The sequence below is a fragment of the Lonsdalea populi genome (assembly GCF_015999465.1).
Lineage (GTDB): Bacteria > Pseudomonadota > Gammaproteobacteria > Enterobacterales > Enterobacteriaceae > Lonsdalea > Lonsdalea populi.
In genome coordinates, this window is sequence record NZ_CP065534.1 from 3,667,838 (window position 1) to 3,679,807 (window position 11,970).

Annotated in this window: 12 protein-coding genes; 5 read left to right on the forward strand and 7 right to left on the reverse strand. The window is 59.0% G+C overall.

Annotation, left to right across the window (positions count from 1 at the left end):
- The first annotated feature begins 49 nt into the window (after positions 1-49).
- From cpxR to I6N93_RS16295, 3 genes are all read left to right on the forward strand, one after another.
- Positions 50-748 (forward strand): envelope stress response regulator transcription factor CpxR, encoded by a 699-nt coding sequence (gene cpxR / locus I6N93_RS16285; protein WP_085686705.1) that lies wholly within the window; start codon positions 50-52, stop codon positions 746-748.
- The gene (cpxA, locus tag I6N93_RS16290; protein WP_085686704.1) at positions 745-2,115 is read left to right on the forward strand and encodes an envelope stress sensor histidine kinase CpxA; all 1,371 of its coding nucleotides are present in this window, start codon (positions 745-747) and stop codon (positions 2,113-2,115) included. The genes cpxR and cpxA overlap by 4 nt, the downstream gene beginning before the upstream one ends.
- Before the next feature lie 88 nt (positions 2,116-2,203).
- Positions 2,204-2,377, forward strand: a complete 174-nt coding sequence (locus tag I6N93_RS16295) for a hypothetical protein (RefSeq protein WP_158088412.1) — start codon at positions 2,204-2,206, stop codon at positions 2,375-2,377.
- A 291-nt stretch (positions 2,378-2,668) separates the two neighbouring features.
- Here I6N93_RS16295 and I6N93_RS16300 read toward each other — a convergent pair whose 3' ends face one another.
- On the reverse strand, positions 2,669-3,133 hold the full coding sequence (locus I6N93_RS16300; protein WP_085686702.1) for a tRNA (cytidine(34)-2'-O)-methyltransferase: 465 nt from the start codon (positions 3,131-3,133) through the stop codon (positions 2,669-2,671).
- 131 nt (positions 3,134-3,264) lie between these two features.
- Between I6N93_RS16300 and I6N93_RS16305 the strand changes: the two genes are divergently transcribed.
- Complete coding sequence (locus I6N93_RS16305; RefSeq protein WP_085686700.1) at positions 3,265-3,543, forward strand: hypothetical protein; 279 nt, start codon at positions 3,265-3,267, stop codon at positions 3,541-3,543.
- A gap of 7 nt (positions 3,544-3,550) precedes the next feature.
- Here I6N93_RS16305 and I6N93_RS16310 read toward each other — a convergent pair whose 3' ends face one another.
- From I6N93_RS16310 to ugpB, 6 genes are all read right to left on the reverse strand, one after another.
- Positions 3,551-4,507 carry an AEC family transporter gene (locus I6N93_RS16310; protein WP_085686698.1) on the reverse strand — a complete coding sequence of 319 codons (957 nt, stop codon included), beginning with the start codon at positions 4,505-4,507 and terminating at the stop codon, positions 3,551-3,553.
- Positions 4,508-4,692: 185 nt separating this feature from the next.
- Positions 4,693-5,442, reverse strand: a complete 750-nt coding sequence (ugpQ, locus tag I6N93_RS16315) for a glycerophosphodiester phosphodiesterase (RefSeq protein WP_085686696.1) — start codon at positions 5,440-5,442, stop codon at positions 4,693-4,695.
- Positions 5,439-6,515, reverse strand: a complete 1,077-nt coding sequence (locus I6N93_RS16320; RefSeq protein WP_085686695.1) for a sn-glycerol-3-phosphate import ATP-binding protein UgpC — start codon at positions 6,513-6,515, stop codon at positions 5,439-5,441. The genes ugpQ and I6N93_RS16320 overlap by 4 nt, the downstream gene beginning before the upstream one ends.
- Positions 6,516-6,521: 6 nt before the next feature.
- On the reverse strand, positions 6,522-7,370 hold the full coding sequence (gene ugpE / locus I6N93_RS16325; protein ID WP_085686693.1) for a sn-glycerol-3-phosphate ABC transporter permease UgpE: 849 nt from the start codon (positions 7,368-7,370) through the stop codon (positions 6,522-6,524).
- Positions 7,367-8,254, reverse strand: coding sequence for a sn-glycerol-3-phosphate ABC transporter permease UgpA (gene ugpA, locus I6N93_RS16330; protein ID WP_085686691.1), 888 nt, complete (start codon positions 8,252-8,254; stop codon positions 7,367-7,369). Before ugpA ends, ugpE begins: the two co-directional genes overlap by 4 nt.
- Before the next feature lie 49 nt (positions 8,255-8,303).
- On the reverse strand, positions 8,304-9,623 hold the full coding sequence (gene ugpB / locus I6N93_RS16335) for a sn-glycerol-3-phosphate ABC transporter substrate-binding protein UgpB (protein WP_085686689.1): 1,320 nt from the start codon (positions 9,621-9,623) through the stop codon (positions 8,304-8,306).
- Between the two features lie 547 nt (positions 9,624-10,170).
- Here ugpB and I6N93_RS16340 point away from each other — a divergent pair.
- Positions 10,171-11,841, forward strand: a complete 1,671-nt coding sequence (locus tag I6N93_RS16340; protein ID WP_085686687.1) for a methyl-accepting chemotaxis protein — start codon at positions 10,171-10,173, stop codon at positions 11,839-11,841.
- Positions 11,842-11,970 lie beyond the last annotated feature (129 nt).

Below are 11,970 nucleotides of genomic sequence, written 5' to 3' on the forward strand. Positions count from 1 at the left end.
GGAATAGCGGCAATCTATGGCGTATTTTGCCCGAGGAGGTAGGTAACCCATGAATAAAATCCTGTTGGTTGACGATGATAAAGAGCTCACATCCTTGTTGAAGGAATTGCTCGAAATGGAAGGATTCAACGTCGTGGTGGCCTATGACGGTGAACAAGCGCTGGGCGCGTTGGACGATTCAATAGATCTGCTGCTGTTGGATGTCATGATGCCGAAGAAAAACGGCCTTGATACCTTGAAGGAACTGCGTCAACGCCATCAGACGCCCGTCATTATGCTGACCGCGCGCGGCAGCGAGCTGGACCGCGTACTGGGGCTGGAACTGGGCGCGGATGATTATCTGCCGAAACCGTTTAACGACCGGGAACTGGTAGCGCGTATTCGCGCGATCCTACGCCGCTCGAACTGGACAGATCAGCAGCAGGCGGGCGAAACGACCGCACCGACGCTGGAAGTAGACGCCCTGCGTCTGAATCCCGGCCGTCAGGAAGCCAGCTTCGACGATAACGTGCTGGATTTGACCGGCACCGAGTTTACCTTGCTGTACCTGTTGGCGCAGCGTCTGGGTCAGGTCGTCTCCCGCGAACACCTGAGCCAGGAAGTACTCGGCAAACGGCTAACGCCCTTTGACCGCGCCATCGATATGCATATCTCCAATCTGCGGCGTAAATTACCCGACCGCAAAGACGGCCTGCCGTGGTTCAAAACCCTGCGCGGACGCGGTTATCTGATGGTATCCACCGCATGATCAACAGCCTTACTGCCCGTATTTTCGCCATATTCTGGCTAACGCTGGTCCTGGTGTTGATGCTGGTGCTGATGCTGCCCAAGCTGGACTCCCGCCAACTGACCCCGCTGCTCGAAAGTGAGCAGCGACAGGGGTTGATGCTGGAACAACATATCGAAGCGGAACTGGCTCTCGACCCGGCGAACGATCTGCTCTGGTGGCGTCGGCTGTTTCACGCCATTGAGAAATGGGCACCGCCCGGTCAACGCCTGCTGCTGGTGACCAGCGAAGGGCGCGTCATTGGCTCACAGCGCCAGGAAATGCAGATAGTACGCAACTTTATCGGCCAGTCCGATAACGCCGAATTCCCCCAGAAGAAGAAATATGGCCGCGTCGAGCTGCTGGGTCCGTTCTCCGTCAGAGATAGCGAAGACAACTACCTGCTCTACCTGATCCGGCCCGCCAGCAGCCCGCAGTCCGACTTCATCAACCTGCTGTTCGACCGCCCTCTGTTGCTGCTCATCGTCACTATGCTGATCAGCACCCCGCTGCTGCTGTGGCTGGCCTGGAGTTTGGCGAAACCGGCCCGCAAGCTGAAAATCGCGGCCGACGAAGTCGCACGAGGCAACCTGCGTCAGCATCCCGAACTGGAGTCCGGCCCGCATGAATTCCGCGCAACCGGCGCCAGCTTCAACCAGATGGTGAGCGCGCTGGAACGCATGGTGACCGTGCAACAACGTTTGCTGTCGGACATCTCTCACGAGCTGCGCACGCCGTTGACCCGGCTACAGCTATCAAGCGCACTACTGCGCCGCAGGCAGGGAGAAAGCAACGAACTGACCCGCATTGAAACCGAGACCCAGCGCCTGGACAGCATGATCGGCGATCTGCTGGTGCTGTCGCGCAATCAGCACAAAAACGAACTGCATCGGGAGCTGTTGAAAGCCGACGAACTGTGGGGCGATGTGCTGGACGACGCCAGCTTTGAAGCGGAGCAGATGGGTAAAACGCTGGAAGTGCTGTCGCCTCCCGGCCCGTGGCCACTGTTCGGCAATCCGTCAGCCCTCGACAGCGCGTTGGAGAACGTGGTACGCAACGCACTGCGCTACTCCAGGACATATATCGAGGTCTCGTTCTCCGTCGACGGTCAAGGCGTCACCATTATCGTCGGCGATGATGGTCCCGGCGTCAGTCCGGAAGACCGGGAACAGATTTTCCGGCCCTTCTACCGTACCGATGAAGCACGCGATCGCGAATCCGGCGGCACCGGCCTTGGACTGGCGATCGTCGAAACGGCCATCTCTCAGCATCACGGCTGGGTTAAGGCGGATGCCAGCCCTCTCGGCGGCCTGCAACTGACGATCTGGTTACCGCTCTATCACCGCTAACCGGTCAATGCAAAAAGCGGAAGAGCGCTCGGCTCTTCCGCTCCGTTCTGCCCCTTCACATTGAGTTTTTCCCGACGTCGGGTAGAGAGTGAACTTCATAGGGCCGCACAATCGTCTGGACGGCTATATTGAGGTGACCGCCAACCCGCAGGCCCCGCCGGAAGACAAAAGCTACGCGCTCTACCGTGCGATCTACGGTTACTCACTCAGCGGCTACAATAGCTGCGGCAGCGCCTGCCGTCGGACTACCGTCTTAGCGTGACCGGGCTGCTCGACTGGGCCAAAACCGGCGATATCGCGCAAATTAATCGGCTGGATAACATCGTGGACGAACGGGTGTGCAGACTTACCAGGGCCACTGCACGGTGGAGCATTCATTACACAGAGTACCTTTCGGCCCTGCTGACCCTACGGGCGCCGCTCCGGCTGGGGCTGGTGCAACATGGCCGCTGGGACGATCGCTGGCAGCATCGACCGTCTGCCTCGCTATTTTATCGCGGGCCGTCGTCTTCCCGCTCAATCCTCCGCCCGTCAAGCGCGCCCCGCCGACGCGTTAGCTTCTGCCGCCGAATCCGTTCTGACGCCAGGCTTCGTAACTGATAATCGCCACCGAGTTGGAAAGGTTCAGACTCCGGCAGTCCGGTTCCATCGGGATGCGAATGCGATATTCCGGCTCGATGCCGTTGCGCACGGAGTCAGGCAATCCCGCCGTTTCCGAACCAAATAGCAGCACGTCCCCAGGTTGATAGGCAGGACGATCGTAGGGCTGACTACCTTTGGTCGTGCAGGCGAAAATGCGACAGCCGGGCACCGACGCCAGAAAAGCGTCGTAATTTGCGTGACGCTGAACCACGGCCAGATCGTGATAATCCAGTCCGGCCCGACGCAATTTCTTCTCTTCGAAGTCGAAGCCCAGCGGCTCGATCAGATGCAAAGAGCACCCGTTATTCGCCGCGAGCCGGATGATATTGCCGGTATTGGGCGCAATTTGCGGTTCGTACAGCGCAATATGGAACATTCAGATAAGGTCTGTCGTCAAAAAGGTGGCGGCAGTATATCGTATCCCTGCGCACCACCCCAGTCTGCGGGCGACGGCGAAACGATTAACGACTAAACTTAAGCAACAGGCGGCTTTCCCGCGGAGGACGTATGCAGCACAACGTGATTCGGACAGTCATGCTCGGCGTTTTACTCTCACCGATGGCCATGTGGGCAAATGCAGCCCCCCTGCCATCGACCCAGCAGCAACAGTTTGAAAACGGCATCAGCAGCCAGAAACGGCTGCAACAACAGATGCAGCAAGATCAGAAGCTTCAGCAGCAGCGGTTGAATCAGAGCATCCAGCAAAACAGCGCCGCACGACAGCAACAGCTCCGGCAGCAACAGCAGCAGACACAACAGCGTGTAATGCCGTCAACCACCCCTTGATCCGGCGTTATATACGCACGCCCATCAGCGTCAGGATGAGCGGCGTGGTCACCGCCGCCAGCAACGTGGATAACAACAGACTGGCGGCCACCGGACCGCCCAGCGCGTTGAACTGGCGCGACATCAGATAGATATTCACCCCGACGGCCATCGAACCCAGCAGAACCACCACCCGTGTTTCCATCTCCGGCAACCCCAGCGCTATCGCCAGCAGCCAGACAATCAGCGGTTGCACCAGCAGCTTAATGGCGCAGATGGCGACGCTGATTCGCCAACCCTCGCGGATCTGATACTCCGCCAGGCCCATGCCCAGCGCCACCAGCGACAGGGGAACGGCGCTCTGGCCCAGCATATTCACTGAGCGCTCCGCCACCTCGGGCAGCGGCAGACCGGTAAAGCCAAACAGGGTGCCGGAAAGAATACCGATGATCAGCGGGTTTTTGAGCACGCCCAGCGCGGTGGTGGTAAACCCCTGCAACGAGAGCGAACCATTGCGAGCCCACTCGACGGACACGGTGACCAGCGTCCACAGAATCAGGCCGTTGAAGATCAGCACCAGCGCCACGGACGGGATCGCCTCCGGCCCCAGCATCATCGTGGCGATAGGCAGGCCCAGCATAACGTTGTTGGAGAAAATGCCGCTCAGCGCAAAGATCGAGCCGGACACGCCGTCCAGCTTGAATACCCAGCGGCCAATCACGCGTCCCAAGATAAACACCGCCAGACAGCTGCCGAAAAAGGCAATCAGCAAGCGAGCATCCACCGCCGGACGATCGGCGAAGTCGCACATCATACGGAACAACATCGCGGGTAACGCAATGTTAAAAATGAAACGGGTCAATGCGTCAGCGATGGCGGCCGGCCAATGGCCCACGCGCACGAGGCCATATCCCAGCGCAATCAGAACAAACAGAGGTAACGACAGATAAATCTGGTGCCAGAGTGAGACAACAAACGCGGGCATAACCCTTATTCCTTAACGTATGCGCCATCGTCCTTGCACCGTCTTGCAGCGGCAGGCTAGCTCCATCCAATCCATGCAGGGATAAAGCGAAACGGCCTGATGAAGGCATCCAGTGCGGGTAAGAATGAAAAACGCCGAGATTTAACCGACATGCCATAGCGGAGACAGGCTCCGCCCGGGCAGGTTCAGTCGGCGATTTCCGCTGCCCCAATCAAATCTATCCGGTCGGTGCAGATAGCGTCAACGCCCCAGCGCAATAAGTCTTGCGCCCGTTCCGGCTGGTTAACGGTATACACCAGAATTCGCAACCCGGCCTGTTTTAACTGCGCCACGCGCGCTTCGTCCAGCAGTGCATGATTGAAGTGAATCGACACGCAGGCCAACCGCTGCGTCAGCGTCAGCCAGTCGTCACGCCACTCGTCCAGCAGCAGCCCTCGAGGCAGTTCAGGCGCCGCCTGCTGAGCCGCTTCCAACGCCTCGACGGAGAAAGAAGACAGCAACGGCGGAACGACGCGATGTTGCCACAGTTTCCGCGCCGCCAACGCGACGACCCGGCCGGTTTCCGCTTCCTCACCGGTAGTCGGCTTAATTTCAATGTTCACCAGAATATCGTAACGGACGCTGCGCTGCGCCACGTCCGCCAGCGACGGCAGATGTTCGCCGCGGAATGTCCGTCCAAACCAGCTGCCCGCATCCAGCCGGGATAGCTGTTCCCAGGTCTGCTCGCCCGCAATCCCCCAACCGTTGGTGGTGCGATCCAGCGTGTCATCATGCAGCAGGAAAACCTGCCCGTCGCGCGACAGCTTGGCGTCGATTTCAATCATTCGATGCCCGTAGCGCGCGCCAGCATCAATCGCCGCCAGCGTATTTTCCGGCGCCAGTGAACCACCGCCGCGATGGGCGACATAAGCAGGATAAGGCCAAGAGTGTGTCATCGTTCCATCCGTAATCCGCTCTGCGAATCAAATATATGCCACGACGAGGCCGGCACATGCAGCCAGAGGGTAGCGCCCACGGCCGGACAATATGCGTGCGACAGGCGCACGACGACATTCTGCCCTGCCCACTGCCCATATGCCAGATTATCCGCGCCTAATAATTCCAACGCGTCGACCATCATCGCCACGGCGTTGTCTGGACCTTCCGCCAGTAGAATATGTTCCGGTCGAACGCCGAGCGTCATTTCCCGTCCCCGCCACTCGGGTTTTGACGCGGGAAGCGTTAACGCCAGGTCGGAGGACAGGATAAGCCGACCGCCGTCCTCACTCATCCGGCCCGAGAGCAGATTCATGGCGGGCGATCCGATAAAGCTCGCGACGAACAGCGAGGCCGGGCGACGATAGATCTCGGCGGGCGCGCCGATCTGTTCCGCCACGCCTTTGTTCATCACGATCACCCGCTGCGCCAGCGTCATCGCCTCGACCTGATCGTGCGTGACGTACAGGCTGGTGGTCCGCAGCCGCTGATGCAGCTGCCGCAGCTCCAGCCTCATCTGGACGCGCAGTCGGGCATCCAGATTCGATAACGGTTCGTCGAACAGAAACACCGCCGGTTCGCGCACGATGGCGCGCCCCATCGCCACCCGCTGACGCTGACCGCCGGACAGCTCGCGCGGCTTGCGCGCCAGCAACGGCTTCAGTTCCAGAATACGCGCGGCTTCCTCGACCCGTTTGCGGACCTGCTCTTTGCCCAGACCGCGAATTTTCAGCCCGTAAGCCATATTTTGGTAGACGCTCATGTGCGGATAGAGCGCGTAATTCTGGAACACCATCGCAATGCCGCGATCTTTCGGCTCCCGCTCGGTGACACGCTCGTCGCCGATATAAATATCGCCGCTGGTAGTCTGTTCCAGACCCGCGACCATACGCAACAACGTCGACTTACCGCAGCCCGACGGGCCGACCAGCACCACGAATTCCCCATCAGCCACGTCCAGGTTAATGGGCTTGATAATCTGCGTTTTGCCGTCGTAGGACTTGGTGACGGCCTGTAGTTTTAACGATGTCATAGCGTCTTATTTCTCACTGTCGACCAGTCCACGGACAAACCAGCGCTGCATCAGCAGCACAATCAACATCGGCGGCAGCATGGTGAGCAGCATCGCCGCCATCACATGCTCCCAGCGCGTCGGGCTGTCACTGCCGGCGATCATGCTCTGAATACCCGCCACGGCGGTGCCGAGACGCGCGTCGCTCACAATCAGCAGCGGCCAGAGATACTGGTTCCATCCATAGATGAAAATAATGACGAACAGGGCCGCCAGGTTGGTCTTGGACAACGGCAGCACTATGTCGAAGAAAAAGCGTATCGGCCCGGCGCCGTCGATGCGCGCCGCGTCGATCAGCGTGTTCGGCAGCGTCATAAAATATTGCCGGAACAGGAACGTCGCGGTGGCCGAAGCCATCAGCGGCAGCGTCAGACCCGTGTAGCTGTTCATCATCCCGAGGCGGGAGATGACCTCCACCGTCGGAAAAATGCGCACCTCCACCGGCAGCATCAGCGTGGTGAAAATGATCCAGAAGAACATCCGGCGGAAGGGAAAGCGAAAATAGACGATGGCGTAAGCAGACAGTATCGACACGCTGATTTTGCCTGCCGTGATGGCTAATGTCATGATGAAGCTGTTGAGCAGCAGCCGGCCGAACGGCGCGCTGTTGTTATTGTCCACTCCGTGCCGCCAGATGGCGTTGAGGTTCTGCCACAGGTGGCTGCCGGGGATGAGCGTCATCGGCGCCTGCGAGGCCTGCGCCTGGTCCAGCGTCGCCGTGACCAGCGCGATATACAGCGGAAACAGCACCATCAGCAGCGCCACCGCCAACATGACATGGCTGAAAATATTCAGCCCGCGACGATTCTCGATCATTGATAGTTCACCTTACGCTCCACGAAGCGGAACTGAATAACCGTCAGCACGATCACCAGCACCATCAGCACCACCGACTGCGCGGCCGAACCGGCGAGATCCAGCCCGGCGAAACCTTCGCGATACACCTTATAAATCAACGTGGTCGTGGCCTGCACCGGTCCGCCGGCGGTCGCGGCGTCAATCACAGGGAAGGTGTCAAAGAACGCGTAGACCAGATTGACCACCAGCAGGAAGAAGCTCACCGGCGAGATCAACGGCAGCACCACATCAAAGAAACGCCGAACCGGCCCCGCGCCGTCAATCGCGGCCGCCTCAATCAGAGATCGCGGCACGGACTGCAGCGCCGCCAGGAAAAACAGGAAGTTATAGCTGATCTGTTTCCATACCGACGCCACCACCACCAACAGCATCGCCTGACCGCTGTTCCGGGCGTGGTTCCAGTCATATCCCAGTTGATGTAGCCAGTAGGCGATAATGCCGAGACCCGGATTAAACAAGAACATCCACAGCACCGCCGCCACCGCCGGCGCGACGGCATAAGGCAAAATCAGCAGCGTCTGGTAAATCCGGCGCCCGCACGCCACATGGTTGACCAACGCCGCCAGAAACAGGGAAATCACCAGCCCGAAAAACGTGACCAGCCCGCTGAACCACAGCGTGGTGTAGAACGACTCGAGGTAGTAAGGATCGTGAAACAGCTGGATAAAGTTATTTATCCCGGCAAAGCGGCTCGACAGGCCGAATGGGTCGACGTCTTGCACGGAGTACCACAGCGCTTGCCCGGCGGGCCAGAGGAAGAAAATCGCCGTGATCGCCAACTGGGGAAAGACCAGCGCATAAGGTAGCCAACTGCGGCCAAAAACGGGGCGGTGAGCGTTCATCGCATAATCTCGCTAGAAGGAGGCCGAGTCTCTTCGGCCCAAAACACGATTACCGGACGGATTGTTCGAAGCGACGCAGCTGCATGTTCCCGCGCTGTACGGCGGCATCCAGCGCCTGCTGCGGCGTCTTCTTGCCCATCCAGACGCTTTCCAGCTCTTCATCCACGATGGTGCGAATTTGCAGCATGTTGCCCAGACGCAGCCCCTTGGTAAACGGCAACGGCGGTTTATTCAGCATCTGACGGATGGCGATGTCCGCACCGGGGTTCCGATCGTAGAAACCTTGCCGGCGTGTCAGCTCGTAGGCGGCGACGGTGACCGGCAGATAGCCGGTTTTCTGGTGCCACTCCGCGGCGATCTCCGGCTGCGCCAGGAACTGCATGAACGCCGCGACGCCATGATAGGTCGCCGCTTCCTTGCCGTTCATCACCCACAGGCTGGCCCCGCCGATGATGGCGTTCTGCGGCGCATTTCCGGCATTGGCGTCATACGGCATCATGCCCACGCCGAAGTTGAATTTCGCATATTGGCGAATGCCCGCCAGCGAGCCGGAGGAGGCCGTGATCATGGCGCAGTCGCCATTGTAGAATTTCCCGGTCGATTCATCCTTGCGCCCGTAGTAACTGAAATCCCCTTTTTGGTTCATGGCCTCCAGCAGGGCGATATGGCTGACCTGAGCGGGCTTATTGAACTCAAGCACCGCGGCGGCGCCGTCAAATCCGTTGTTTTGACTCGCGAACGGCAGACCATGCCAGGCGCTGAAGTTTTCAAGCTGGATCCAACCCTGCCAGCCGCTGGCGTAGCCGCATTTCATGCCGGCGGCCCGCAGTTTGGCCGTATATTCCGCCATTTTCTGCCAGGTTTTGGGCGGCTGTTCCGGATCCAGGCCCGCCTTTTTGAACGCGTCCTTGTTGTAATAGAGCACCGGGGTGGAGCTGTTAAACGGCTGAGACAGCAGATGGCCGCTTTTGGCATCGGTGTAATAGCCGGAGACCGTCGGCACGAACACGCGCTCATCGAACGGGACGCCCGACTGCTGGAACACCTCGTAAACCGGTTTGATGGCCTTGCTCGCCATCATGGTGGCGGTGCCGACCTCGTAGACCTGCAGGATTGCAGGCGCATTACCGCTACGGTAGGCGGCGATCCCTGCCGCCAGCGTCTGTTCGTAGTTGCCTTTATAAACGGGAACGATTCTGACGTCGCTCTGAGCGCGGTTGAATCGGTCCGCCAGTGCATCAAGCGTTTTCCCCAGTTCTCCCTCCATCGCGTGCCAGAACGGGATGTCGGTCACCGCCTGCGCCGGCGAAGTGAAGGTGATCGCCATGACGGCGCTGGCGGCGACGGTGCGGATTGCGTGTTTCAACATGTCGGTCTCCTGCCGAAATACCGTGCGGCCCCAACCGGGAGGCCGAGAATATGGCAGGTAACATGCCATCGGCGGATGACACAAAAATAACTTTTAAGTGAAGAAAATATGACAGCCCGCAGCGGAAACGCCGGAGAAAAACCGGCGGCGATCCGGGCTCCGTGCTCGCCGACATCGCGCCGAACGCCCGACAACGCGCGATTCGGCAACCCTACGGCGGAGAAAATACGCATCCCCGCGTCTCACCCATCCCACCGATTGATCCTCATCAATAAACCGCCTTTTTTAAACGTTCTGTCATCTCCCTGACATTGCGCCGGGTTCAGGTTTTGCTTTTTTCTACAATCATCTGAAATTGATAGTACAGGCCTGTGGATCATCGCCGATAAAGATCCTGTGGGTTCCTAAAAATGGTATGTCGCCATATGGCGGTAAGGGCGATTGCCAATGACATACCGCGCTCTGCCCTATTTCCTTATTTTCTATTTTTTTCAGACACCCGGACTTCTCCATGAAAATCAGGTGTCCGCCGACACGAAGGGACATTATGAAATTGTTTAAAAACATGAAGCTCAGCACAATGCTGGGCAGCGGTTTTTCGTTGGTCATCGTCATCGGCTTCCTGGTCGCGCTGTTCGGGCTGTTTCAGCTCAGGTCTCTCAGCGCTAATGTTCAGACGCTCTCCGAGCTTCGCATCACCCGCTTGCTCCAGTTCCAGGAATTCAAAGACAACGTCAACATCGTCGCCCGTTCCGCCCGCGATATCGCGTTGCTGGATGACCGGGAGCAGATGCTGCTCAGACAAAAGCAGATCGAAGACATCATCACCCAAAATACCGAGACGCTGAATACCGTCAGCCAATCCGTCTCCTCGCAGGAGATGACGAATCTGGTCGGTCAGTTGGCTCAGGTCCAGCCCGCCTACATCGCCTCCGTCAGAAAGGCGCTTTCGTTAGGGCTGTCGAACCAGCAGGAGCAGGCCAGAGACACCATCCTCACCGATGTTCGTGATGCTCAGGATAAAATCTTCGCTGTGGTCGACGACATTCTCACCTTTCAGAAACAGGTCACCGTCGCCGCCGCGGAACAGTCCGGCCAACAGGCCAACCGGGCCGGCGTGCTGATGATCGCACTGGCTATTCTGGTCGCCGTGCTGGGCGGCACGATAGCCGTGCTGATTACTCGCCGGATTATTAATCAGTTGGGCGGAGAACCGGCGTATGCCGTCCACATCGCCAGGGAAATCGCCAAGGGCGACCTGGCTATCCGCGTTCATCTGCGCGACAAGGATACGTCCAGTCTGCTCGCGGCGATGAATGATATGCGCCGCGGCCTGAGCGAAATGGTCAATCAGGTGCGCCAGAGCAGCGAGTCCATTGCTACCGGTTCCAGCCAGATAGCCATGGGCAACACCGATCTGAGCCAGCGTACGGAAGAGCAGGCGGCAAACCTCCAGCAGACGGCGGCGTCGATGGAAGAGATCAGCCAGACCATCAAACAGAATGTGGATACCGTCCGCATGGCGGCGGAACTGGCGAAATCCGCCAGCGACTCCGCGACCAAAGGCAACACCGTGGTCAGCGACGTCGTCAATACCATGAACGAGATCACCGCCAGTTCTCACAAAATCAGCGACATCATCAGCGTCATTGATGGCATCGCGTTCCAGACCAATATTCTGGCGCTGAACGCCGCCGTTGAGGCCGCCCGGGCAGGAGAACAGGGGCGCGGATTTGCGGTGGTGGCCGGTGAAGTTCGATCTCTGGCGCAGCGTTCCGCCTCCGCGGCCAAAGAGATAAAAGATCTCATTACCGAAAGCGTGGAGAAAGTGGAAACCGGCTCCAGGCTGGTCGGCCATGCGGGAAGCACCATGACCGATATCGTCGGCCAGGCCCATCGCGTTGCGGATCTGATTAGCGAAATCGGCGTCACCACCCACGAGCAGCAGGAGGGTATCACCCAGATTAACGATGCGGTAAACCAGCTTGATCAGGTGACGCAGCAGAACGCCGCATTGGTGGAAGAGTCCGCCAGCGCCGCAGACAGCCTCAGCGCGCAGGCGTCCAATCTGGTGGAACTGGTGCAGGTATTCAAAGTGGAAGGGGCGGACTCGCTGCCCGGCGCCAAAGCGCTGGTCAAAAGACCGGCCGTCGCGTCACAGCCTAAACCGGCGTTGGCGAGTGCCAGTGGCGGCAAAGATGACTGGGAACGCTTCTGATCTTCCTTGCGGAACGGCCGCGATAATGCGGCGTTCCGACGAGTTGCCGCCTGAAAGCGACACGTTGTGCTAGACCGGTCATTGGCCTACGCGGCATAGCGCGTTGGCGAATCCGCAGGATGGCGACCG

Bases quoted from the DNA above. Each gene is read 5' to 3' on its own strand.
- I6N93_RS16305 (WP_085686700.1), top strand. From the start codon at position 3,265: ATGCAGCACAACGTGATTCGGACAGTCATGCTCGGCGTTTTACTCTCA.
- I6N93_RS16310 (WP_085686698.1), bottom strand. From the start codon at position 4,507: ATGCCCGCGTTTGTTGTCTCACTCTGGCACCAGATTTATCTGTCGTTA.
- I6N93_RS16300 (WP_085686702.1), bottom strand. From the start codon at position 3,133: ATGTTCCATATTGCGCTGTACGAACCGCAAATTGCGCCCAATACCGGC.
- ugpQ (WP_085686696.1), bottom strand. From the start codon at position 5,442: ATGACACACTCTTGGCCTTATCCTGCTTATGTCGCCCATCGCGGCGGT.
- ugpB (WP_085686689.1), bottom strand. From the start codon at position 9,623: ATGTTGAAACACGCAATCCGCACCGTCGCCGCCAGCGCCGTCATGGCG.
- cpxR (WP_085686705.1), top strand. From the start codon at position 50: ATGAATAAAATCCTGTTGGTTGACGATGATAAAGAGCTCACATCCTTG.
- ugpA (WP_085686691.1), bottom strand. From the start codon at position 8,254: ATGAACGCTCACCGCCCCGTTTTTGGCCGCAGTTGGCTACCTTATGCG.
- I6N93_RS16340 (WP_085686687.1), top strand. From the start codon at position 10,171: ATGAAATTGTTTAAAAACATGAAGCTCAGCACAATGCTGGGCAGCGGT.
- ugpE (WP_085686693.1), bottom strand. From the start codon at position 7,370: ATGATCGAGAATCGTCGCGGGCTGAATATTTTCAGCCATGTCATGTTG.
- I6N93_RS16320 (WP_085686695.1), bottom strand. From the start codon at position 6,515: ATGACATCGTTAAAACTACAGGCCGTCACCAAGTCCTACGACGGCAAA.
- cpxA (WP_085686704.1), top strand. From the start codon at position 745: ATGATCAACAGCCTTACTGCCCGTATTTTCGCCATATTCTGGCTAACG.